Annotated in this window: 24 protein-coding genes; 7 read left to right on the top strand and 17 right to left on the bottom strand. The window is 52.7% G+C overall.

What is annotated here, in order from left to right; genetic code table 11:
• Positions 1-107 precede the first annotated feature (107 nt).
• The 4 genes from hemH to KK062_RS14765 all read right to left on the bottom strand — a co-directional run bounded on the left by hemH (position 108) and on the right by KK062_RS14765 (position 4,765).
• Positions 108-1,118, bottom strand: a complete 1,011-nt coding sequence (hemH, locus tag KK062_RS14780; protein WP_254085081.1) for a ferrochelatase — start codon at positions 1,116-1,118, stop codon at positions 108-110.
• Positions 1,119-1,196: 78 nt separating this feature from the next.
• Positions 1,197-2,363 carry a hypothetical protein gene (locus tag KK062_RS14775; protein WP_254085080.1) on the bottom strand — a complete coding sequence of 389 codons (1,167 nt, stop codon included), beginning with the start codon at positions 2,361-2,363 and terminating at the stop codon, positions 1,197-1,199.
• Complete coding sequence (locus KK062_RS14770) at positions 2,360-4,192, bottom strand: PAS domain-containing sensor histidine kinase (RefSeq protein WP_254085079.1); 1,833 nt, start codon at positions 4,190-4,192, stop codon at positions 2,360-2,362. Before KK062_RS14770 ends, KK062_RS14775 begins: the two co-directional genes overlap by 4 nt.
• 159 nt (positions 4,193-4,351) lie before the next feature.
• Positions 4,352-4,765 (bottom strand): hypothetical protein, encoded by a 414-nt coding sequence (locus tag KK062_RS14765; RefSeq protein WP_254085078.1) that lies wholly within the window; start codon positions 4,763-4,765, stop codon positions 4,352-4,354.
• A gap of 148 nt (positions 4,766-4,913) precedes the next feature.
• On the opposite strand from KK062_RS14765, the gene KK062_RS14760 reads away from it, so the two are divergent.
• Complete coding sequence (locus KK062_RS14760; protein ID WP_254085077.1) at positions 4,914-5,282, top strand: hypothetical protein; 369 nt, start codon at positions 4,914-4,916, stop codon at positions 5,280-5,282.
• Here KK062_RS14760 and KK062_RS14755 read toward each other — a convergent pair.
• Positions 5,276-5,719, bottom strand: coding sequence for a DUF8785 domain-containing protein (locus tag KK062_RS14755; protein WP_254085076.1), 444 nt, complete (start codon positions 5,717-5,719; stop codon positions 5,276-5,278). The two genes, KK062_RS14760 and KK062_RS14755, sit on opposite strands and share 7 nt — an antisense overlap.
• Positions 5,720-5,768: 49 nt before the next feature.
• Here KK062_RS14755 and purN point away from each other — a divergent pair, with 49 nt between their 5' ends.
• Positions 5,769-6,362: a phosphoribosylglycinamide formyltransferase gene (purN, locus tag KK062_RS14750; RefSeq protein WP_254085075.1), complete on the top strand. Its 594-nt coding sequence runs from the start codon at positions 5,769-5,771 to the stop codon at positions 6,360-6,362.
• On the opposite strand, the gene KK062_RS14745 is transcribed toward purN, so the two are convergent.
• The 3 genes from KK062_RS14745 to ruvB form a co-directional block, all read right to left on the bottom strand.
• The gene (locus KK062_RS14745) at positions 6,359-6,865 is read right to left on the bottom strand and encodes a hypothetical protein (RefSeq protein ID WP_254085074.1); all 507 of its coding nucleotides are present in this window, start codon (positions 6,863-6,865) and stop codon (positions 6,359-6,361) included. The genes purN and KK062_RS14745 overlap by 4 nt on opposite strands.
• 89 nt (positions 6,866-6,954) lie before the next feature.
• A complete protein-coding gene (locus tag KK062_RS14740; protein ID WP_254085073.1) occupies positions 6,955-8,535 on the bottom strand; it encodes an FMN-binding glutamate synthase family protein in 1,581 nt (526 codons plus the stop codon).
• Between the two features lie 53 nt (positions 8,536-8,588).
• The gene (ruvB, locus tag KK062_RS14735; protein ID WP_254085072.1) at positions 8,589-9,632 is read right to left on the bottom strand and encodes a Holliday junction branch migration DNA helicase RuvB; all 1,044 of its coding nucleotides are present in this window, start codon (positions 9,630-9,632) and stop codon (positions 8,589-8,591) included.
• Positions 9,633-9,752: 120 nt separating this feature from the next.
• Between ruvB and KK062_RS14730 the strand changes: the two genes are divergently transcribed.
• Positions 9,753-10,751, top strand: a complete 999-nt coding sequence (locus KK062_RS14730; RefSeq protein ID WP_254085071.1) for an FAD:protein FMN transferase — start codon at positions 9,753-9,755, stop codon at positions 10,749-10,751.
• 18 nt (positions 10,752-10,769) lie between these two features.
• Positions 10,770-11,543, top strand: coding sequence for a ZIP family metal transporter (locus KK062_RS14725; RefSeq protein ID WP_254085070.1), 774 nt, complete (start codon positions 10,770-10,772; stop codon positions 11,541-11,543).
• A gap of 13 nt (positions 11,544-11,556) precedes the next feature.
• Here the strand turns inward: KK062_RS14725 and KK062_RS14720 are convergent, their stop codons facing one another.
• Positions 11,557-12,360: a class I SAM-dependent methyltransferase gene (locus tag KK062_RS14720; RefSeq protein ID WP_254085069.1), complete on the bottom strand. Its 804-nt coding sequence runs from the start codon at positions 12,358-12,360 to the stop codon at positions 11,557-11,559.
• A 228-nt stretch (positions 12,361-12,588) separates the two neighbouring features.
• Between KK062_RS14720 and acs the strand changes: the two genes are divergently transcribed.
• Together acs and KK062_RS14710 are read left to right on the top strand one after the other, a co-directional pair.
• Positions 12,589-14,481: an acetate--CoA ligase gene (gene acs, locus KK062_RS14715; RefSeq protein ID WP_254085068.1), complete on the top strand. Its 1,893-nt coding sequence runs from the start codon at positions 12,589-12,591 to the stop codon at positions 14,479-14,481.
• Positions 14,482-14,633: 152 nt separating this feature from the next.
• Positions 14,634-16,598 carry an OmpA family protein gene (locus KK062_RS14710; protein WP_254085067.1) on the top strand — a complete coding sequence of 655 codons (1,965 nt, stop codon included), beginning with the start codon at positions 14,634-14,636 and terminating at the stop codon, positions 16,596-16,598.
• A gap of 3 nt (positions 16,599-16,601) precedes the next feature.
• Here the strand turns inward: KK062_RS14710 and KK062_RS14705 are convergent, their stop codons facing one another.
• Positions 16,602-17,003: a DUF2721 domain-containing protein gene (locus KK062_RS14705; protein WP_254085066.1), complete on the bottom strand. Its 402-nt coding sequence runs from the start codon at positions 17,001-17,003 to the stop codon at positions 16,602-16,604.
• 10 nt (positions 17,004-17,013) lie between these two features.
• Positions 17,014-17,562, bottom strand: coding sequence for an AAA family ATPase (locus KK062_RS14700; RefSeq protein ID WP_254085065.1), 549 nt, complete (start codon positions 17,560-17,562; stop codon positions 17,014-17,016).
• Positions 17,563-17,631: 69 nt separating this feature from the next.
• On the opposite strand from KK062_RS14700, the gene KK062_RS14695 reads away from it, so the two are divergent.
• Entirely contained in the window at positions 17,632-19,098 is a 1,467-nt protein-coding gene (locus KK062_RS14695) for a flavin monoamine oxidase family protein (protein WP_254085064.1), read from the top strand.
• 68 nt (positions 19,099-19,166) lie between these two features.
• On the opposite strand, the gene accD is transcribed toward KK062_RS14695, so the two are convergent.
• The 6 genes from accD to KK062_RS14665 all read right to left on the bottom strand — a co-directional run bounded on the left by accD (position 19,167) and on the right by KK062_RS14665 (position 23,616).
• Complete coding sequence (accD, locus tag KK062_RS14690; protein WP_254085063.1) at positions 19,167-20,006, bottom strand: acetyl-CoA carboxylase, carboxyltransferase subunit beta; 840 nt, start codon at positions 20,004-20,006, stop codon at positions 19,167-19,169.
• 67 nt (positions 20,007-20,073) lie between these two features.
• Positions 20,074-21,144, bottom strand: coding sequence for a class I fructose-bisphosphate aldolase (locus tag KK062_RS14685; RefSeq protein ID WP_254085062.1), 1,071 nt, complete (start codon positions 21,142-21,144; stop codon positions 20,074-20,076).
• A gap of 198 nt (positions 21,145-21,342) precedes the next feature.
• Positions 21,343-21,696 carry a 50S ribosomal protein L19 gene (rplS, locus tag KK062_RS14680; protein WP_254085061.1) on the bottom strand — a complete coding sequence of 118 codons (354 nt, stop codon included), beginning with the start codon at positions 21,694-21,696 and terminating at the stop codon, positions 21,343-21,345.
• 110 nt (positions 21,697-21,806) lie between these two features.
• Entirely contained in the window at positions 21,807-22,484 is a 678-nt protein-coding gene (trmD, locus tag KK062_RS14675) for a tRNA (guanosine(37)-N1)-methyltransferase TrmD (protein WP_254085060.1), read from the bottom strand.
• A 1-nt stretch (position 22,485) separates the two neighbouring features.
• Complete coding sequence (rimM, locus tag KK062_RS14670) at positions 22,486-23,001, bottom strand: ribosome maturation factor RimM (RefSeq protein WP_254085059.1); 516 nt, start codon at positions 22,999-23,001, stop codon at positions 22,486-22,488.
• 66 nt (positions 23,002-23,067) lie between these two features.
• The gene (locus KK062_RS14665) at positions 23,068-23,616 is read right to left on the bottom strand and encodes a 30S ribosomal protein S16 (RefSeq protein ID WP_254085058.1); all 549 of its coding nucleotides are present in this window, start codon (positions 23,614-23,616) and stop codon (positions 23,068-23,070) included.
• Positions 23,617-23,890: the final 274 nt, after the last annotated feature.

Raw genomic sequence — 23,890 nt, 5'->3', positions numbered from 1 at the left:
ACCGCCGTATGCCGAACGGCACGTACGGTGGTGTGAGAGGACAGTAAGGGAAATAATCCCTTACTTCCTACTCGATTTCTATGTGTTGCCGGCGCCAGGTTTTGTTATTAATGTCCTTTCACCAGATCGCGTAAGCAGTCAATCCACAGCGCGCTATCATTCAAACTTTCCACCAGCTGTACTTTCTCTCCGCCGTGTTCGTGGAAGATCTCCTGGTACTCGTCGCCGATCTCGATAATGGTTTCGAGGCAATCTGCTGTGAAGGCCGGGGAGAAGGCCAGGATCTTTTTCATGCCTTTGTCGCCGCATTGGCGCACCACTTCGTCGGAGAAAGGCATAAGCCATTTTTTGTCCAGGCGTGACTGGAAGCAGACGGTATATTTCTCTGCAGGGATGTTCAGCTTGACGGCTAGCAGGCGGGTAGTGGCGTAACAGGCTGCTTTGTAGCAGTACCGGTTGTCTTCGGTAATGGAATGCTCGCAGTCGTGGTCTTTGCAAACACCTTCGTCATACACTTTGTCGACCTGTCGCTCGGGCAAACCGTGATAGGAGAATAGTACGTGGTCGTAGTCGCCAATGTTGTATTTGCGGCCCCGCTCGGCAAAGGCTTCAATAAAGAGCGGGTGGTCGTAGTACTGGCTGATGAATTTTACTTCCGGAATTACCCACCAGGTACGCAGCACGCGCATGACCTCTTCCAGGGCCGAGCCGGTGGAGGCAGAGGCGTACTGCGGGAACATGGGCAGCACGATGATCTTCTCGTAATGCTTTTTGCGCATCGTTTCCAGTACGTTCGGAATCGACGGATTTTTGTACCGCATGGCCAGGTGCACCTCGTAGTCGTCGCCGAGCGAGTCGTCGAGCAGGGTCTTGACGCGCTCGCTGTAATACAGCAGCGGAGAGCCGTTGGCGGTCCACAGCTTCTGGTAGATCTTGGCCGATTTCGGAGCCCGGAAGGGCACGATGATAAGGTTTACCAGGATTTTGCGCAGTAGCCACGGAATGTCTATGACCCGGGGATCGTTCAGAAACTGCGACAGGTAGGAACGGACATCGCTTACCGAGGGGCTGTCGGGCGTACCCAGATTGATCAGGAGGACTCCGGTTTTGCTTTTCATGTGTTTTCTTCGGGCTGCAAGTTTAGCGATAAACAAGCATCCATGAAAAGAAGTTTGACGGCGAAACGCCCGGGCCGATCATTTCAGGATCGGTGCCCGCCGGAAGGGTTTGGTCTCGTCAAAAAGCTTGCGGTATGTGGCGTGGCGCTTAGACACCTCGCCGCCCACTTGCTCTACCACCAGAATCATTTTAGGATTAAAGTCGCCGATCCAGTTCATTTCGTACTGGGTGTAGCGGGCGTCAGGCTGCAGCACGTCGCGGGCGTAGGTGATCATGGCCCCGTCCACACCTTTGCCCTGGTGCTCGGGCACCACGCCGAACAGAATGCCAAAGGCTTTCTTGTTTGTTTTCAACAGTGTATGCCACACAAACTTGAGCTTGCCCAGCCAGTTCATTTTACCGTCGACGTATTTAAAGATCTGGTTGATCTCGGGCAGCGACAGAAAGAATGATACGGGCTCGCCTTTGTAGAAGCCGAAGTACAGCAGCTTCGGGTCGAGAATGGGCTTCATCTGCTGCACGAGCAGCTTGGCTTGTGCCATGGTGAGCTCGGGGTTTTCCGAGCGGTTGGCCCACGCCTTGTTATATACGATGAGTAGATACTCGGCCAACTTGCCTAATTCTTGCTTTTTCAGGTAGCGAAAGTCGTAGTTCGGGTCGCGCCGGCAGAGCGCCGCTTTTTCGTCCAGCCGAGCCGATAGCGGGCCTTGCACCCCGCGGGCAAAGGTCAGCTGGTAGAAGTATACCTGAAAGCCGTAGGCTTCGAAGAAATGCTGGTAGTATGGAAAGTTATAGTTACACTGGTAGTTGGGCTCGCGGTCAAACCCCTCGATGAGCAGTCCCCACCAGCGGTCGCGGCTACCAAAGTTGATAGGGCCGTCCATCGCCTCCATGCCTTTGGCCTGTAACCACGTCTTGCATTGGTCGAGTAGTGCGAAAGCGGCGGCACGATCTTCAATACATTCAAAGAAGCCCATGCCCCCTGTAGGCTGGTCGTTGCCTTTGTGTACGATCTTTTCGTTGACGAAGGCGGCTACGCGGCCGATGGTTTTGCCGGCGTCGTCTTGCAGCAGCCAGCGTATACATGTGCCATGGCGAAAGGCTTTGTTCTTTTCAGGATCAAAGACGTTGTCTATATCGGCGTCGAGGGGACGTATCCAAACCGGGTGATTTTTGTAAAGCCGTACAGCAAACTCGATAAATTCACGCGCGTGTGCCGCTGTTATTACTTCTACGATCTTCATGATTGCTCATCCACTGCCTGGGGTGTATTCACCAGGACAATATTACTGATTCGGTTGGGTAGGATAATGCTGAACCGTGTGCCCTGGTTCACCTGGCTGGAGACGGTGATCTGTCCACCCAGTTTATCGACCGCGTTCTTTACAATATATAATCCAATACCCGAACCATCCGATTGCTCGGTGGCGCGGTAAAACATTTCAAAGATCTTCGCCAGGCTGACGTCGTCAATACCGATGCCGTTGTCGGAGAAGTTGATCTCGGCGCGGCGCTGGTCGATCAGTATTTTTATACGGATCTCGGGCCGCTCGATGTTCAGCTGCCGGTATTTAATGGCGTTGGAAATAAGGTTGCGGAAGATCTCGGAAATGCGCCACGGGTCGCTATAAAAAGCAATACCCGAAATCTTTACGCTGCGCTCCATGTCTTTTGCACCTTGCAGGTAGTTCAGGTCTTTGAACGTGCGCTCAATGATCTGCTCAAAGTCTACCTGGCTGGTGGTGACGTCCATCTTCAGGTTTTTGGAGTGGCTGAGTACATCGCCGATAAAATGGTCGAGGTGCTCTACCTTCTCGCCGATGATGTCAATGTAGTCCATCGGGTTGTCGGTATTGCCGGGCAGGCGGGCCAGGTTTACAAGACCCAGAATGGATGACAGGGGCGCGCGCAGGTCGTGCGATACTTTATAGACAAAGTTGTCGAGCTCAGTATTTCTGATCTTGAGCTCTTCCTCTACTTTTTTGCGATCTGTAAAGTCAACGTATACACCGTAGATGCCGATGGTTTGGTTCTCCATCATTACAGGCATGCCGTAGAGGATCACGTTTACCAGCTTGCCGCTGCGGTGCTTACGAATGGTTTCGATGCTCACAATGCGGCTGCTGGTAATGAGGTTGTTGAGGTCGACACCTTCGTGCACCAGCTCTTCGGGCACGATGAAGTCGTTGATGCTTTTTCCCTTCAGCTCGTCGAGGGTAAAGCCAAACATTTCTTCGAAGCCTTTGTTGACCTGCTCTACTTTGCCGGTCTCCGTCAGCAGCACCACGGCCATCGGCACATTCTGGAACAGCTGTGCCAGCAGCGTTTCATTTTTCTTAATACGCTCTTCGGTCTGCTTGCGCTCGGTAATGTCACGGAAGATGACTTGTACACAGGGCTCGCCCTGGAAAGTAAAAGGTGACGCCATCGTCTCGACGTCAATCACGCGGCCATCCATGCGTACATATTGTTGCTCGACCATGGGCGAAGGCATGCCTTCGGCTACTTCGCGCATGCGGCGCATAATGCGCGGATGATACTCGGGGTGGACAAAGTTTAGTACGTCGGTGCCGAGCAGGCCCTGCGATTTTTTAGCGCCGAGTATTTGGTGTGCCTGTACGTTAGCGAAGATGAGCTTGCCTTGTTTGTGAATGACCACACCGATGGGCAGCCGCTCGACCAGGTTGAGGTAGCGCAGCTCCGTTTCACGGGCAGAGGCTTTGCGTTCGGTAATATCCTGGATCACCCCGCGGCGAATGATGGTGCCGTCGGGTTCTATAGCGTGGTTGGCGCGGGCTTCAATCCAAAGAACGTCGCCGCGTACGTGTACGCGTCCTTCCCAATGCCAGTCGCGTCCCTCCTGTAAACTTTGTTCAACAGAGGCTGTGAGGCCGGGACGGTCGTCTTCGTGTATAATAGCTTCCAGTACGGATGCGTCCTCCATTACCTTTTTGGGAGATACTCCTAAAATGGGCTCTGCAGATTCACTCATGAACGTAAACCGGCTTATGCCATCCGGATATACTGCATATTCATAAATAACAGCGGGTAGGTTCCTGATGAGGTCCTGCATAGGTTTAGGAGGGCAAACGCATTGACATAAAGGTTTACAGGGGAGTTCGAGAGCTATTAACTCCGCAAGATAATGCTATACCCTATAAAAACAATGTGGATATAGCGTTTCTCCGAATAATGTACGTTTGAAACAGAAACAGCGGTAATTTTTTTAGTGTTACGCGCTCATTTCTTTCAGCCATTGTTTGGCTTCTTCCAACACATCAAAATAGCGTACATATACTTTCTCGGAGTCCTCGGTCATTTCGCGGATCGTGAGCTGGGCAAATTTATTAGAGGGCATGACGATGGCCAGGTAATGTATGCCGGCCTCTGCCATGGCGGGCAAGACATGGCTTTTAAAATAGCGTACGTCTTCATCCAGTACCGGGCCGGCAGTGCGGCTGTCGGTCAGCATCTGAAGCTTGGGAAAATTGGCTCTTTCACGGCGCATCAGCTCCAGCCGCTTTATTTGAACAAGCTGGTAGTGTTCGCTGAAGCGTGGAATGCCGTTTAGCGTGACCTGAATGCAAGGAATGGAGGCATCCAGTTCAATAATTGCGTACTCATCCTGGTAATACGGACTTGCCATACAGTAAAAGGGCTTTGCCGGGTTTTGGGCTTGCAAGTTTAGCGACAATTTATGACGTTGTAAAATTATTGGTGACAATCACCGGATAACTTCGTCAGAGTGTAAACTAATTTTTTACATATATTTGTAGAAGGTTACTTATTACGTTATGGTACCTGTTGAAATCGGGCAAAAAGTCAAAGAAGTCTTTGACAGCAAGCAAATGAAACTGACGGATTTTGCGGATTCCCTGGGAACCGTCCGCCAGAATGTCTATCGTATTTTCCGTAAGCGTCACTTAGATACGGGGCTTTTGCTGAAAATATCCCAAGTATTGGAACATAATTTTTTTCAATACTATGTGGACCCGCACGCCGCGGCCCAAGCTGCGCCGCCTGCCGCCGCTCCGGCTGATTTTGAGGACCAACTGGCCCTTTCCCGCAAGGAAATTGACTACCTCCACAAGATCATCAAGCTGATGGAAGAGAGATCGCAACTCATCCAGGAGTTGGAGGCAAAAGAAATGAGGCTTTATTGACGTAGCCGCTCTACGCGCACCGCAAAATAGGGCGTGTCACCCCGCCAGGAAAAGCGTGCATAACGTTTGATGTAATACAAGTTTACGCGTTCGCCGCTCAGGGCCACCTCCTGCAATTGTTTAATGAGTTCCTGGTCGCCTTTTTCCACTGAAAAATCGAATGATTCTGCTATGGGGCTGGCACCGCGCAAGGCTCCGAAGGTCTCCAGGTTGATTTTGCCTTCGTAGGTTTTAAACATGACCCCTTTTTCGCTCACGCGCAGGATTTTGCCGGCCATGACGCCTTCTTCATACGTTCCCCAATAATAAAAGGAGAAGACCGCGACGCCCACCACAAGGGCGGCGATCAGGACGATCCGGAAGATTTTTTTGGTGGTGCGTTTCACCTTGGTGCCAAAGCTTTGCGGTTCCATGGAGGGTTGGGAATTGAACTGCAAGGTAACAATGTTTTAAAAGATGTAAGTCTTTGTTTCTTTTGCAGTCCGTATGGCAAAAAAATACCGCATCGCAATCCTGGCGTCAGGCAGCGGCACCAATGCAGCAAATCTCTTTTCCTATTTCGAGCATCACCCCACGATCGAAGTCGTGCTGTTGTTGAGCAACAACCCAATGGCGTTTGCGTTGGAACGCGCCCGCCTGGCGGGTATCGAGGCGAAAGTATTTGACCGCCAGCAGTTTCGCAATACACCCGAGGTGGTCCAGTGGCTGCAGGAGCGGGGCGTGACCCACGTGGTGCTGGCGGGCTTTCTATGGTTGATACCCGCGAACCTGATACACGCGTACCCCGGCCGGATCATCAATATTCACCCGGCGCTTCTGCCGGCGTATGGTGGCAAAGGCATGTACGGCATGAACGTACACACGGCCGTGAAGCAGGCGGGCGAGGCGGAGACGGGCATTACCATTCATGAAGTGAACGAGCATTATGATGAGGGCACCGTGCTGTTCCAGGCGCGCTGTGTATTAACGCCCGATGATGCGGCCGAGGCTATAGCGGAAAAGGTGCACGCATTAGAATATGAACATTACCCACGACAGATCGAGCGCTGGGTGTTGGGAGAAAAAGGGGGGAACGGTTAAGCCACCCGGATGCGGAGGATGCCTTTTTGAGAGTCGATCTTCACCTCAAAGAATTTGGTGATGAACGAGCTTAGGCGCAGACCTGCCATCTGGGGCGTGTAGTCTTCCGGATAGAATACGGTCAGCTCAAGAATGGCACGCAGGAACTGCTCGTGGCGGCAAAACTCTTTGGTCCATTGGCGGAATGTTTCCGGCCACTCTGCTTCGTACTTTTCACGGGGGTCACGACCGTCGAAGATAAACTCCAACTGGTTGTCGCTGTAGTATTTGAACCGGTATACGCCCGCCAGGATAAGGTAGAACTCGTGCAGGTGGTCGTAATTTTTGGCAGGATGCTCCTGGATGCGCAACGTGGTCTCGTCAACAATACCCAGGGGGTTGAATCGTAACAGGTAGGCTACCTTGACGTAATCCACCATGTACTGCAAAAGGTTATTTTCCAGGGAGACCTGTACTTGTTCGAGTACATAATTCTTATCTCGCGGAAAAAACTTTCGATGCACGGTGTACTTGTGGTTAATTCCCAAAGGTAATAAAACAGTCGAGCCTTCTATATGCATCCGGCATATTTTACTTCAAAAAACCAGGCCGCTTAAAATTCATCTGCACTGGCGGAGGCGAACGACTTTTGATAGCGCTTCGGCACGACCGGTTCCAGCATAGACCCAACCTTGATGGAGGGGTATATCTGCTCGAGGGTACGCACCTTGTTGGTAAATACACGGCGGCTGATCTGGTGGCGGTTCAACTTGGCCGGGGTGTCGAGGCCGGCAGCGCCCAGCAGCTCGACAAAGCTCTCGACAGTATACTTATGGAAGTTAGCCACCCGGGTGCGCTTGTCGGTAATGTCGAGACCCTTCATCAATTCTGGGTCCTGGGTAGCCACGCCGGTAGGACACGTATTCTTATGACACTCCAATGCCTGGATACACCCCACCGCCATCATCATGGCGCGGGCGCTGTTGCAGTAGTCTGCCCCCAGGGCGACGGCACGGATGATCTGAAAGCCAGTCAGAATTTTTCCCGAGGCGCCAATGCGAATGTGTTGGCGGATGTTAAAGCCTTTCAGCATGTTGTCGACAAAAGCCAGGCCGTCGAGCAACGGCATGCCTACGAAGTTAGAGAACTCGGGCGGTGCCGCGCCGGTACCCCCTTCGCCACCGTCTACCGTGATGAAGTCGGGATAAATGTCTAACGCTACCATGGCCTTGCAAATGGAAATGAACTCGCTCTTGCGACCGATGCACAATTTAAAGCCCACAGGCTTGCCGCCCGATAGTTCGCGCAGTTGTTGAATAAACAGCACCAGCTCGCGAGGTGTTTTAAAGGCGCTATGATAGGGTGGTGAGAACACGGTAGTGCCCGCCTTTACCATGCGGATGGCCGCCACTTCAGGCGTATTCTTTTTACCGGGCAATATGCCGCCGTGGCCGGGCTTGGCTCCTTGCGAGAGCTTTAGCTCAATCATCTTTACTTCGGGGTTGGCGGCGTTCTTACGGAATGCCTCCGGCGAGAAGTTGCCAGCCTCGTCGCGGGCACTAAAGTAGCCGGTGCCGATTTGCCAGATCAGGTCGCCACCATTCTTGAGGTGATAGGGGCTCAGACCGCCTTCGCCGGTGTTATGTGCAAAGCCGCCGATCTTGGCGCCGGAGTTTAATGCCTCGACGGCATTGGCACTCAGGGAGCCAAAGCTCATGGCCGATATATTCAGTACGCTGGCGGCGTAGGGTTGTTTACAGTCGCGGTTGCCGATCAGCACACGGGGACTATGCTCCATGCTGTGAAAATCGAGCGGTACAATAGAGTGGCTCATCCACTCATAACCCTCGGCATAGACGTTCATTTGTGTGCCGAATGGGGTAGTGTCCACCTGACGCTTAGCCCGCTGGTAGATCACCGAGCGGTCGTTGCGGTTGATAGGGGCACCATCGGTGTCAGACTCTACAAAGTATTGCTGGATTTTCGGCCGCATGTCTTCGAAGACATAGCGCAGCCGTCCCAGCAAGGGGAAGTTGCGCTTGATAGATTGTTTCTTTTGTACAATGTCTTGTACGCCCATGACGATAAGCGGGCCTACGAGGAGGAAGCCGAAAAGCGCGTCAATCCAAAAATAAGCCCAGAGGAGGAGGAGCGCAGTAACTGCGATGCTGCTATAGATGAAGATCTTTCTCATATAGAAACTCAGGATAAATCAAATATAATAAAAAGTGCAGGACGGCCAGGTCGTTAGGTTATACTGTCGAAAAGTCCGGGGCCTTTGCTGGCGGGGGGCGGCAGCTTGAGGTGGCGGTATGCTAATTCGGTGGTTTCGCGACCGCGCGAAGTACGCTTGAGGTAGCCCTCTTGAATGAGAAAGGGCTCGTATACTTCTTCAATGGTCTCGGCTTCTTCGCCCACCGCGGTGGCGATGGTCGTAAGCCCGACGGGGCCACCTTTAAATTTTTCAATGATGGTCAGGAGAATGCGGTTGTCCATTTCGTCCAGTCCATTCTCGTCTACGTCCAGTGCCGTGAGCGCAATCTGGGCGATGCTTTTATCAATAGTGCCATTGCCTTTGATCTGGGCAAAGTCACGCGTACGGCGCAGCAACGTATTGGCAATACGCGGGGTTCCCCGGCTGCGGCGGGCAATCTCAAAGGCGGCATCGGCTTCGATGGGAGTCTTGAGTATCTGAGCCGAACGGTTAACGATTCGGGTCAGCAGCGTTGAATCATAGTACTCCAGGCGAGCGTTGATGCCGAAGCGCGCGCGCAGTGGCGAGGTGAGCAGGCCGGCGCGTGTCGTGGCGCCGATCAGGGTGAAGGGGCTCAGTCCGATCTGTACCGAGCGCGCATTGGGGCCCGAGTCGAGCATGATGTCGATCCGGAAATCTTCCATGGCCGAGTAGAGGTATTCTTCTACCACGGGGTTGAGCCGATGGATCTCGTCAATGAACAGCACGTCGTTAGTCTCGAGGTTGGTCAGCAGACCGGCCAGGTCACTCGGTTTGTCGAGCACGGGGCCGGACGTGATCTTGATATTGGCTTGTAGCTCGTTTGCGATGATATTGGAAAGGGTAGTCTTGCCCAGGCCTGGGGGGCCATGCAGTAAGACGTGGTCCAGGGGCTCGCCGCGTTGCTTGGCGGCCTGCACAAAGACCTTTATGTTTTCAACTACCTTATGCTGGCCGGTAAAATCTTCAAAGGACAGGGGGCGCAAAGCCTTTTCAAACTCCTTCTCCGTTCCATTCAATCCGCCTCCTCCGTCGCTTTTCAGGTAATCTTCGCGCATAGTACCGTTTGTGTTCACGAAGGTAGCAATTCTACGTTCTCCAGCCGCAACAAACCGATGTTCTCATATACAACAACGTTGCATATATCGTATTTTACGTAACTTGTCCGCCACAGCCACATGATCCTCGCGTTTGTTACACACATTACCCTGTTGTGGTGCTCCAGCCCGGCGGAAGAACCTTTGCGGGTAGAAGGCCGCACGATGGGTACCACCTATCATATTACCTATTTTGACAAACGGCAGCGGAATTTCCAGGAGCCCATCGACTCGCTGCTGCGGGCGGTGAACCAGGGTATCAATACGTACGATCCCGCCTCGGCAGTATCGCAGTTTAACAAGAGCGCGCGGGGCATTGCGTTAAGAGACCCACACCTGCTGGCGGTCTTGCAGCGGTCGTTGGTAGTAGCGAAACATTCGGGTGGGGCGTTTGACCCAACCGTCATGCCGCTGGTCAATGCGTGGGGCTTCGGGCCGGCCAGGTCGCGGGTGCCAGACCAGGCCATGGTGGATTCGATCCGTGCGTTTGTCGGCGTAGAGAAAATTCGGTTGACGACCGACAGTCTGTTGAAGACCGACCCGCGGGTGCAGCTTGACTTTGGCGGCATTGGGCAGGGCTATGGTGCCGATGTAATCACAGCCTTCCTGCGGGCGAAGGGTGTGCGCGATCTGTTGGTGGAGCTGGGCGGCGAAGGCATGGCGCAGGGCAAGAATATAGATAAACGCAAGGCATGGCAGATCGGCATACTAGATCCCAACTCGACGCGCGACGATCAATTCTTCAAGGCGTATGTGGCCCTGAAAGACCGGTCCTTTACGACGGCGGGCAACTATTTTAATTATCGGGAGATAAACGGAAAGAAATATTCGCATACCATCGATCCGAAGTCGGGTTACCCGGCAGACCTGCCATTGCTGGCCGTATCGGTCTTTGCGTCCGACTGTACGACGGCCGATGCTTGGGATACCGCTTTTATGGTAATGGGGCACGAGCAGACGATCGAGGTGTTGAAGACATTGCCCGGACTGGATGCGATCTTATTTTATACCGCGGCCGATGGTACAGTGGCAACCTACGTCACGCCGGGCATACGTCGGGCAGTAACATTACAACCCTGAAACCTCACATCGTTATATATGGTCTTAAAACTACTCGTCTTGTTTTTTACACCCCTGCTGTCGGGTTTGGCCGTCTTTCTGGTGCCGGGTGGCAAGAGCACAAGCTTTAAACTGTTGTTAGTATTTGCCGGTGCGTATCTGTTTGCCATTACGATCATTCACATTCTGCCTGAATTATACCATCAGCCTATCGGCATGGAGTATATTGGGCTCTTTGTGCTGGTGGGTTTCTTTTTGCAACAGGTGTTGGAGTATTTCACGGCCGGTATCGAGCACGGGCACATGCACCGGCATACGGCCCCCGGACATCAAGGGAATCCATACCAGACACACACGCATCAGTCGGCGTCGGCAATTGTATTATTGACGGCGCTTTGTATTCACGCCTTACTGGAAGGGGGCATGCTGGCGCAACCAGCGACCATGGGCGTGCCGTACGACATGCACGCCATTCTGTTAGGCATTGCGTTGCACCGCGCACCGGCGGCTTTTGCATTAATGACGGTACTGGCGCATCAGCTTGGCTCGCGCAAGCGGGCAATACCGTATCTGGTAGGGTTTTCGTTGGCGGCGCCGTTCGGGCTTTTGATTAGCACGTTGTTGGCGGAGCATGAAATTCTGACGGGTGAAGGAATGATCTTTCTATACGCTGTTGTGTGCGGTAACTTTCTGCATATCTCTACGACCATCGTGTTTGAGAGCAGTCCGGAGCATCGGTTCAATGCCAGGAAGCTTACGGTGGCCATTGCCGGCTCGTTGGTCGCGGTGCTGGTAGAGTATGGACTGATGTAGGGGGCGTATAGCGCTAGCGCTGGGGTGTACGTTTACGCAGGTCGATGATATAGCGGTCGCCCATGCCGGCTAAGAAGGAAAATCTTCTGAGGCGCTCTTCCCACCGGTTCAGGAATTTCAGCAGTTTCTTGCGTGGACTAAAAACATTCTCTAAACATACCGGAGGCAGCGCAAACCCGACGGTCTTTACCGCTACGACCTCAAACTCTTGCCGTGCGAGTCGTTTCAGTTGGCGGGGAGTATAAAAGAACTCGCGTAGGACGGGGGAGACACCGTCCGACTGCCGCGCAGACCATGGCCGGAAGATCCGCCGGAAGCGGCCGGTGATCAGGAAGTAAAACATTTCCCATAAACACCACTTGGGCATGACGACGGCAACGAGTCGTCCGCCGGGTGCCAGCAGGGTGGCGGCCTGGCGCAACAGGCGTTGTAGCGATGCCGGGTCCATGGCGTTTAGCCCACCGGTGTGCGAGAAGATAAGATGGTAGTGTTTGTCGAACAGCGTCTCCTCGGGGTGATACGGATCGAGACACTGCGAGCTGATCTTCGAGGGCATGGAGTATTGGCGCGAGGGCGGTTCTATAACACGTGCCACTTCTTCGGTTACATCCGTTGCCACCAGCGTGAAGCCATGTGAGCCAAACAGCAAAGCGTCTTCGTCGCTGCCCTGGTGCAGCTCCAGAATGTCGAGGCCCGGCAGCCGGTGTATGACTTGCTGCAGGTATGCCCAAATGTGTTTACGCTGCAATTGCCCGACAGCGCCTTGCGGGAAAGCGGCGTCGTACGGTGCGGCGATATGATCAAAAGGAGCACTCATCTTTTTAATTAAGACGCAAGATTTGCCCGCAAGGTTTCCTCGCACACGACCGCACACCGACCTATTTTGATCGTTGGCTATCGTTGTGTTCAAACACACGCAGAATATTATTTGAATTTCCCGAAAAAGAGTAGAATTTTATCGCTGTGTAGGGCTTTAAAACGATTACGACCGTTAGGAAGTGCAGCACGAGAGTAAAACCCTAATCTACCCCAGGCAAAACCAACCATGAACGTCATTAGAACCTTTGAGGACTATCAGCATCATTATCAAAAAAGTATAGAACACCCTGAAAACTTCTGGAGCGATGTGGCGAATGGCCTTACATGGCGGAAGAAGTGGGACAAAGTGCTGGAGTGGGATTTTCACAAACCGAGTGTTAAATGGTTTATTGGCGGCAAGCTGAACATTACTGAGAACTGTCTCGACCGGCACCTGGCCAATCATGCTAACCGCACCGCCATTATCTGGGAACCCAACAACCCCGACGAAGACGCCCGGCACATTACGTATCAACAGTTATTCGAAGAGGTATGTAAAACGGCGAACATGCTTAAGGCGCAGGGCGTCAAGAAAGGTGACCGCGTTTGTATTTACCTGCCCATGATACCCGAGCTGGCCTATGCCGTATTGGCGTGTGCCCGCATTGGTGCGGTGCACTCGGTGGTGTTTGCAGGCTTCTCAGCCAAGGCTATTGCCGACCGCATTAATGACGCCGGCTCTAACGTGGTCGTTACATCTGACGGCGCATACCGCGGCGACAAAACCATTAACCTCAAGAAGATTGTAGACGAGGCCGTACAAAGCTGCCCTTCTGTATCGAAGGTAATCGTAAAAGAGTATATCAAGTCGGGTGCGCCGCTTACACCGGGGCGCGACGTGTGGTGGCATGAAGAGATCACCAAGGTGTCGGCCGACTGTCCGGCCGAGGAGATGGACGCCGAAGACCTGCTCTTCATTCTTTATACTTCCGGCTCTACCGGCAAGCCTAAGGGTATGGTCCATACCTGTGGAGGCTACATGGTATATACGAACTATACGTTCCGTACGACCTTTCAATACCAAGAAGGGCAAGTATATTGGTGTACGGCCGACATCGGCTGGGTGACAGGTCACTCCTATATCTTATATGGGCCGCTGTCGGCGGGTGCAACGACGGTCATGTTTGAAGGTATTCCGTCCTGGCCCAATCCGGGCAGGTTCTGGCAGGCGATTGAACGCCACAAGGTAAATATCTTTTACACAGCGCCGACGGCCATTCGCTCGTTACAGCAAGCACCAATCGAGTTCATTGAAAAATATGATCTTTCGTCGCTGCGTGTACTGGGCAGCGTGGGCGAACCCATCAATGAGGAGGCCTGGCACTGGTACGATAAAAATATCGGCAAAGGTAAATGCGCCATTGTCGACACGTGGTGGCAGACCGAGACCGGGGGCTTTATGATTGCGCCTATCGCCCGGGTTACGCCGCTCAAGCCAGCGTTTGCCACGCTGCCGTTACCCGGCGTGCAGCCGGCCGTGATGAACGAAGGCGGTCTCGAAGTAAATGGCAACGGGGTGGAAGGACGTCTGACGATCAAATTCCCGTGGCCGGGCATGGCGCGCACCATCTATGGTGACCACCAGCGGTTTAAGGATACGTATTTCTCGACCTTTCCCGGTAAGTATTTTACCGGCGACGGCTGTAAGCGTGACGAAGACGGATATTACCGCATCACGGGCCGGGTGGACGACATCATTATCGTATCAGGGCACAACCTGGGCACGGCCGAGATCGAGAGCGCCGTGGACGAGCACCCGCTGGTAACAGAAACCGCCGTGGTGGGCTTCCCGCACGACATCAAAGGCCAGGCCGTGTACGCGTTTGTCATCTGCTACGAAAAGCCGAAGGATGAAGAAAAGCTGCGCGGTGAGATACGTGACACCGTGTCGCGCATTATCGGTCCCATCGCGAAGCCTGACAAAATCCAATTTGTCAGCGGGTTGCCTAAAACACGTTCGGGTAAGATCATGCGCAGAATCTTACGCAAGGTGGCCGAGGGTGACGTCTCGAACCTGGGCGATATAACGACCTTGCTCGATCCTGCGGTGGTGGAAGAGATCAAAGCAGGCGCGTTGTAACATACGAATTTGGGTTTTTAACTTCCCTGAAGAAGACCGGACGCACCGGTCTTCTTTTTTTGCAGAATTTATTACATCCGCGGGGCCATGTGCGCGACACCTTCTAATTTTAGCCCCGCTCATCCCGGATTAGTAAACCACTGGAAATTATCATGAAGTCAATAATCCTTTCCGCCGCTGCGTTCGTGGCGTCTGTCACGTGGGTGTCAGCCCAGTCCGATTTTATTCCGAAAAAGCTCGGTGCCGGGGTTAATTCATCTTATGACGAGGTAAACCCCGTGATTTCGGCTGACCGCAGCACCCTGTTCTTTGCACGTAAGAACCATCCGCAAAACGGGTTAGGTGTAAAAAAGACAGCGGACATCTGGATCTCTACACGCCTTGCAGACGGTTCGTGGCAAGAAGCTACCCACTCGACTTCCCTGAACATCGGGCAGCGTACCTATCCGTTGGGTATTTCCGCTGATGGTTTGAGCTTATTACTCTACAATGACGAAGGTCTCTCCCTGGCTACACGGCAGGGCAGCATTTGGTCGGCACCGCAAAAAATTGGTGTAAAGGCATCCAGGGAAGCGACGCTGTCGGCGGACGGAAAATATATACTCTTTAGCCGCGGTGGGACGCTGTATCGCATCGACCGCAGCGCCGAAGGACATTGGCAAAAGGCACAAGCCGTAAAAGGCATAGAAGGGAAAGTATATAGTCCTTTTATACTGTCAGATAACAAAACGCTGTACTTCTCGCGCACGATCAAGGGAAAACAAGCCGATTTCTTTAAAGCAGAACGCGTAAGCGCCGACTGGAGTGCCTGGTCTGCTCCGGTGGCGTTGAACGACACGATCAATACTCCTGGCAACGAAGATGGGTTGAACACCAACGCCAACGGTTCGTGGGCATACTTTGCTTCTACCGCCGTGGCGGATAAGCAAGCCGACATCTTCGAAGTAAAATTGTACGAAGACCGTCCGTATGTACTCGTAACGGGTAAAATAATCAATGCCAAAAGCAAGCGTCCGCTGACGCAGAAGGCCGTTACCATTCTGATCGATGGTAAACAGGCGGCAGCGTCGTCGGTAAATGCAGACTCCGCTACCTTTCGGGTAGAGTTGCCGCTGGGGGCCCGGTATGAGCTTTCGGCGAAGCTCTTTCAATATGGTCCAAAGACATATCCCGTCGATGCGGTGGGCCGCCAGTTTAAACACATCCAACTCGACCTGGAAGAAGAGCCCGTTGACTTTGCCTTGTTGAAAGGAAAGCTGATGGTGAAGAATACTGAACGTACGATTCCTGCTTCCGCCAAAGCGAAGATTATGGTAGACGGTGACGAGATTGACTATGCTACCGTAGACGTCGCTAAAGGAACGTATTCTATGCACTTGCCGCACGGCACAGTATATTATGTACAGGTAAGCGCCCGCGGTTTTGAGTCGTTGCCCGACCTGGTGGACCTGAAGGGCATCGATGGGTATGAAGAAATAACGCTTGACCTGCAAGCCGACGCCGAGAAGATGGCGATCGTAAGTGGTAAGATTTTAGACCTGCGCACAGCCAAGCCGGTGGGCGCAGAGGTGCCGGTGCAGGTGGTGGTTGAAGGTGTGTCATCGGTTACGGCGAGTGTCGATTCGCTTTCGCGCGAATATGAGCTACGCTTCCCGGTTAAAGAGCGCTACGTGTTGAGCGCGGAGGCCGAGGGATACTATCCGCTGTATGAATCGATTGACGTTACGCGCGAGACGGCCGATGTCTCAATCTTGCGCGACCTGGTAATTGCACCCCTGCAACGCGGCCAGTCTATTCCGTTAAATAACATTACGTTTAATGCGGGTAAGGTCATCACAGTACATCCTTCGTCGTATCGCGAGCTGGACCGCCTCGCGGCATTTCTGCTGAAGAACCCGCGTATGAAGATCGAGATCGGTGCGTATACCGATCCCGGTACAAAGGTGGCGACACTGAACCAGGCAAAGGCTGTGATGAACTACCTGGTAGAAAAAGAAGTGCCGAAGAACCGGGTGACGGCAAAGGGCTATGGTACTGCCCGGCCGATTGATTCGAATAAGACGCCGGAGGGAAGAGCGCGCAACCGTCGGGTTGAGTTCTTGATTACGGAGAAATAACGTCTATTCCTCCTCCATATTTTTCAATTCTATTTCCAGCGCCTTCGTGCTGATATAAACCTCGTTTAACGATAACGCCAGCGACAGCAATAGGAAGATAAGGCTCAAGCCGAAGATGGTAATAGCGCACACTTCGTATTGTAGAAAAAAGGACAGCATGCTCAGCACGCAGAAGAAAAAGCTGACGATGCCGGCGGCCTGCATTTGTTTGATGAGTACCAGGCGTTTTTTCAGGTTGCGTATCTGTGCTCTGATCACGTCACGTTCTTCCTGTACTTGTTTGTATTTGGCGTGCAGGTTCCGAATGAGTGTTGCCAGCGCAAGAAAACGGTTGGTGTAGGCCAGCATCAATAGGGTAATGGCGGGGAACAAGAGGGCAGGCGTGTTGATAGAAATATTCTGCATCGTCAGGTCGTTACGGTTTGCGGGTGGCGAGCATTTTTTCTACGGCTTCTCGTGCTAGCTGTTGGCGTTGATCTCGTTCGCCGCGGATTTCAACGAAGGGTACAGATTGGTGTTGCATTTCGCGCAGGTATAGGGTGTACAGCGCTTCGCGCTGCTGGGGGTGTTCGCGTTGTGGGTCTTCTTCCCACGGCAGGTCTACGTAGGTGAGCAGGTATAAGTCATAATGGCGGGTGGCGATGTTGCGCAAGATCTCCTCGTTGCAGTGGCCGTACTTAAACTCGCTCCATACTTTGATCACGTACAGGTTGGTGTCGCAGATTAGTACGCCGTTGGCGTCGCGCGCCCATTCGTCTTCTATGCGCAGTTGGCCATGGGCGATGGGGAGGAGGTCGTCTTCGGTATAAGGGCGTGTCAGGTTACCAATATACTGGCGCGCATATTCAGGTACCCATGCGGTTTTAAAATAGTCGGCGAGGTAAGCTGACAGGGCCGATTTTCCTGTGCACTCGGGGCCAATGATAGCCACTTTGGCAACCGGGGGTATCTCGAAAGCATTCATAAAACGAAAATCGGTTATATTTCCCGTAAAATCAGAGTCTCTGATCATTTTCGCAAAATCCATGACACGGTGAAGAGAAGGCAAGCATTGCAACAGATAGTGGGGGTATCGGCAGGGCTGATGCTCCCCACATGGCTCGCGGGCTGCAGCGACAAAGACCCTCAGCCTGAGATTCAATACGACGGGGTTGTAGGCATCATCGGCGCTGGTGCTGCCGGGCTACATGCCGCCGATATCTTGCGTAGCAAGGGCGTGAAAGTGCGCATATTCGAAGCGTCGTCTGTGCTGGGCGGTAGGGTGCGCACCCTGCGGCAGTTTGATCAGCCGACTGCGTCGCTTCAGTTTAGTACGACCGATCCACCCATCAGTAAGTTTCCGTTTGAGTTGGGTGCGAGCTTCATCGAAGGTACCGATGGCGAACTGGCGCGTATCGTCAGCCAGTTGAAAGTGCCCGTGATCGATTTTTCATCGCTGGGAGAAGATGTATACGTACTGGATGGTATACCACGCCTGGCAACAGAAGTAACGGATGATGCCGACGTGGTGGCAGCCCGTGAATTTTTTGAGTCGCTGAAGATGCGCACGGAACCGGTGACGGTGCAAAGCGCGATCACCAGCGCCGGTATTAATCCGCGCGTACAGGCTATTCTCAATGGCTGGATCGGCAACCGGCATGGCACGGTAAATGACAAGCTCGGGTTGAAGGGTGTGGCAGAAGCAGCAACGCTATTAACACGCAACACCCACCGTACCATGTTGCGGGCAAACCCGATGCAGGATGTGGTCTTGTCGCGGTTCAGTAATGTGCTGAGCCTGGTGGAGCTCAACAGCGCCGTGACCGGCATACAATATAGTGGTGGCAAAGTGATATTGACGGGGCAACGTACGGCGGCAAATGCAGCAGAGCCCTTCACTGCAGAAGTTGATCGCGTGATTATAACGGCGCCGGTATCGGTTTTAAAAGCAGGCATGATGACATTCAATCCGCCGCTGCCCGATACCAAAACAGCCGCATTGTCGCGGATGGAGATGGAGGCGGCATTGCGTGTGCGATTGGAGTTCCGGAAGAACTTCTGGGGCACGCAGACGAATTTCATTTATGGTGGTGTGCAGGCGCCCGAATACTTCAACGCGGGCATTGGGCGCGATGACCAGTTCAAGACATTGGATATAACGATCCAAGGGCCCCGGGCGGCAGAGCTCTCGGCGTTGGGACAAGAAATGGTGCCGGTTCTTTTGCAAGAGCTGGACGGGATGTTTGCCGGGCAGGCTACGGAGAGTATACGACGCGATCCCGCGGATAATATACTGTCTGTGATTATGGACTGGACGAAGGAGGAGTATATTCGTGGCGGGATGGCGTACAGTACCGCCGATGGATCAAATCAAGATCGTGTGGAGCTGGCGGCGCCGGTGAACGGCGTATTGTTCTTTGCGGGAGAGGCGACGGATACGACGGGGGATGCCGGGACGCTAAATGGAGCTTTGTTATCGGCGCAAGTGGCAGCGCTTGCGCTAATCGAGACGATTGTATAAAGTTATTTATCGAGATGACATAAAAAAGGGGACGAAGCCGTCCCCTTTTTAAGTATATAGTTAGCTGCTTACTGCAGCATTTTAAGCAATGTACCCAAGCGGCTCTTGAGGTTGCGGCGGTCGACGATGAAGTCGAGGAAGCCGTGCTCGAGAACGAACTCGGCGCTTTGAAAACCTTTGGGCAGGTCTTTGCCAATGGTCTCGCGAATTACGCGGGGGCCGGCAAAGCCGATCAGAGAGCCGGGCTCGGCGATGTTGAAGTCACCCAGCATGGCGTATGATGCTGTTACACCTCCCGTGGTCGGATCGGTCAGCAAAGAGATATAGGGTATCCCGGCTTTATCCAGCAGGGAGATCTTGGCCGATGTTTTGGCCATTTGCATCAGCGAGATGCCGGCCTCCATCATGCGGGCACCGCCCGAGCGGGAGATCATCAGGAACGGCTTTTTGTTCTGCAGGCTGTGGTCCATGGCACGGGCGATTTTCTCACCAACTACCGAGCCCATCGAGCCACCGATAAAGCTGAAGTCCATACACCCGATGGTAATGTCGACGCCGTTCAGTTTACCATAGGCCGTACGCACGGCATCTTTCAACTGCGACTTTTCCTGCGATTCTTTAATACGCTTCGGATAAGGCTTGGTGTCTTTGAAGTTCAGGGGGTCAGCCGACTCCATGTTGGGGTCGAGCTCGGTGAATTGACCGTCGTCAAAGAGAATTTCGAAATACTCTTCCGAACCAATGCGTACGTGAAAATCTTCATCCGGTACGACATAGGCGTTGTTCTTCAATTCACGGGTATGAATAATTTTACCGGCCGGCGACTTGAACCAGAGGCCATCAGGCACTTCCCGCTTCGCCTCCGTCGGCGTCTGAATACCTTTATCACTACGCTTGAACCAAGACATATAATTCTATTTAGTAAAAAAATAAAGCCGACGTATCGAAGATACACCGGCTTGTAATGGAAAACAATTATGCTATGTCGATCGACTTATCAAGGTACACATCCTGAATGGCATTCAGGATTTCCACACCCTCTTTGAGGGGGCGTTGGAATGCCTTTCTGCCCGAGATCAGGCCCATACCGCCCGCGCGTTTGTTGATCACGGCTGTACGCACGGCATCTGCCAGGTCGCTGGTACCTTTCGATTCGCCACCCGAGTTGATCAGACCGGCACGGCCCATGAAGCAGTTCGCTACCTGGTAACGGCACAGATCAATGGGGTGCTCAGACGAAAGCTCGCTATAAATGCGCTCATCCAGCTTGCCGTAGCTGCTACCACCCGTATTGAGGGCTTTGTAGCCACCGGTGTTCTCCGCCAGCTTCTGCTTGATGATATCTGCCTGGATTGTTACACCCAGGTGGTTCGCCTGACCGGTGAGGTCGGCCGATACGTGATAGTCGACGCCGCCTTGTTTGAAAGCATTATTGCGGATATAGCACCACAGAATGGTCGCCATACCCAGGCTATGAGCTTCTTCAAAAGCTTTGGCCACTTCGATGATCTGACGCGATGCACCGTCAGAGCCGAAGTAAATCGTTGCACCCACGGCTACCGCGCCCAGGTTATAGGCGTCGCGCACGCTGCCGAACATGATTTGTTCATGCTTGTTGGGGTAGGTCAGCAGCTCGTTGTGGTTGATCTTTACGATGAAAGGAATACGGTGAGCATACTTGCGTGATACGAGTGACAGGGCGCCAAACGTAGTGGCTACACCGTTGCAGCCGCCTTCGATGGCCAGCTTTACAATATTTTCAGGGTCGAAATAGGCAGGGTTCTTGGCAAACGATGCCCCGGCGCTGTGCTCAATGCCCTGGTCGATCGGGAGGATCGACAGGAAGCCGGTGTCTTTCAGGCGACCGGTGCTAAACAGTTGCTGCAGGCTTCTTAAAACCTGGGGGTTGCGATTCGATGGCAGAAAGATGTCGTCAACAAACGTCGGGCTGGGCAGGTGGAGCTGATCCTTCGAGATGGTCTTGCTTTGATGCTTGAGCAGGAAGTCGGCATCCTTGCCCAGCAGATCTGCGATGTTCTTTGCCATGGTGGTAATGAGTCTGGTTTGTTTGGGTTTTTTAAAATGAGCGGGGCAAAGTTATTAAATAAATAATAGTATGCTAACGAGCGTAAATTTCGTGGTTTTTGCCTCCGCGCAAACGTGTTAGGCATAAAAAAAAGAAGCCATTCCGGTCGGAACAGCTTCTTTCATTCTGTATAAAATCAAAAAAGAAAAGAACCTTTTTTATTTAAGCTTCTCTTTGATACGAGCAGCTTTGCCTTGACGGCCTTTCATGTAGTACAGCTTAGCGCGACGTACTTTACCTCTTTTCAGAACCTCGATCTTGTCGATGGAAGGAGATACGATCGGGAAGATACGCTCAACACCTACACCGTTAGACACTTTCCGAACAGTAAAGGTCTCGCCAGTACCTTCGCCACGGCGTTGGATTACTGTGCCCTGGAACTGCTGTACACGCTCTTTATTGCCTTCTTTTATTTTCACGTGAACGTTGATGGTGTCACCAGGATTGAAGTCGGGACGTGTTTCACGAATTGCTGTGAACTCCTGCTCAACTAATTTAATTAAATCTGCCATAACTCGATGGTTTGAAAATTGGACTGCAAATGTAGGGAAAGAATCGATAAAATCAGCGTCGCGATAAATATTTTGTAAAACAGGCCATTTCAGCGCGTTAGAACTGCGTTTTACTGGTCCAGCAACCCCGGCCTGCGGGCACGGGTGCGTTCAATGGCCTGGTCATGGCGCCACTCTTCAATTTTTGCCGGGTGACCCGATAGCAATACATCGGGCACCTTCCAGCCTTTGTATTCCGCGGGGCGCGTATATACCGGTGGCGCTACGAGGCCTGCCTGAAAAGAGTCCGACAGGGCCGAGGTTTCGTCCGACAGCACCCCGGGCAGCAGGCGAATGACGGCGTCGGCTACCACGGCGGCTGCCAGCTCGCCACCTGACAATACATAGTCGCCGATGCTGATCTCGCGGGTCACCAGGTGCTCGCGTACGCGTTCGTCTACACCTTTATAATGGCCGCACAGCAGAATAAGGTTTTGCTTCAGGCTAAGCTCGTTGGCAATGGACTGTTGAAACAGCTCGCCGTCGGGGCTCATATAGATCACCTCGTCGTAGGCGCGTTTGGACTTCAGGTCGTTAATACAGTTGTCAATCGGTTCGATCGTCATCACCATGCCGGCGCCACCACCAAAGGCGTAGTCGTCGGTCGTACGGTGTTTGTTCGTGGAATAGGCTCGTAGGTCTACCACGTTTACAGTCACAAGTCCTTTCGTCTGCGCGCGTTTCAGGATCGAGTCCGAAAATGGGCTCTCTACAAGTTTGGGCAGCGTAGTAATGATGTCGATGTGCATATTATATATCCAAAAAGCCTTCTGGAAGTTCTACCGCAATCAGTTTCTTGCTCTTGTTTATGCTCTTAATAAATGGACTGTTCACCGGGATCAGCACTTCTTTACCCTGGTAGTCCAACACCAGCAGGCGGTTGGCGCCAGCCTTCATTACCTCCACGACTTTGCCGATGGCGCCCAACTGGGCATCTGTTACTTCAAAGTCTATCACCTCGTCGTCGTAGAACTGGCCGCGGCTCGATTTAGGGCGGGCGGCTTTGGGCAGATAGATGCTGCGTTTGGAGATGCTCTGGGCGGACTCGGGCGTGTCGATGTCTTCTACTTTCAGATATGCCTTGCTGCCGGCGCCGGAGAGCGATTCGACAAAATAAGGTTCGAGGCGATTGTTTTTTTCCAGGAACAGGGTGGCAATGCCGGCCAGGTCCTCGGGGCCAATCTCGTCCAGGGAGATCGTCACTTCGCCCTTCAAGCCATGAGGCTTTAGCACGTAACCGATCTTGAAATAGTCGTTGAACTCCATAGGGTGTTGTAATAAAAAATGCCAATGCGGTGAGCATTGGCATTTTTGGTATTCGGTGTTGTGCGATTAAGCTTGTGGCTCTGCAGATTCAGCAGGGGCAGCTTCGCCTTCAGCAGCAGCAGGAGCGGGTGCGGCAGCAGCAACGGCTGCTTCTTCAGCCACTTTTGCTTTCTGACGGATTGCCTCAGCGCGAGCTTCTTTCACTTTCGTTTCAGCTTCTCTACGAGCTTTAGCGGCAGCTTGTTTGGTCTCTGCCAACGTCTCGCGTTTAGCCAGAACCTTAGCGTCTTTACTGTCTACCCATGCTGTCAATTTAGCATCGGCTTGCTCTTGTGTCAGGGCGCCTTTGATCACACCAATTTGCAGGTGTTTCTTCATCAGGATACCACGATACGACAGCATTGCTTTTACGGTGTCGCTTGGCTGGGCGCCGTTCATCACCCAATGAAATGCGCGATCGTCTTTGATGTCAATCGTGGCAGGGTTCGTCAGGGGATTGTAGGTCCCGATTTTCTCAATAAACTTTCCATCGCGTGGAGCTCTGGCGTCGGCTACGACTACATCGTACATCGCCAGTTTCTTGCGGCCTCTGCGGGCCAATCTAATTTTAACCATTACTGTTTTAGATTTAAAATATGGAACTCGTCCTAATTTTTAAAGGGTGCAAAGATATTCCTTTTTCGTATAAATTCATATCCGGCACCGATTTTCTATATTGCTCATCATCAATATGCTGCAACAAGGCAGCGTTCCACCAAATCAACGACTAAGCAGGGCAAAATATTTGGAAAAATGTGTTGATTGTACCGCGTAAATGTCGTTGTTAAAGCCTTAGGCCTAAAATGATGCTCGAAAACAGCGCTTTACAAGGGACTTGTGCATTTACAAC

Origin of the sequence: Dawidia cretensis (assembly GCF_018598175.1) — a bacterium.
GTDB lineage: Bacteria > Bacteroidota > Bacteroidia > Cytophagales > Cyclobacteriaceae > Ohtaekwangia > Ohtaekwangia cretensis.
Note: the sequence above shows the minus strand (reverse complement) of the source record. Positions and strands in the feature narration are given on the sequence as shown.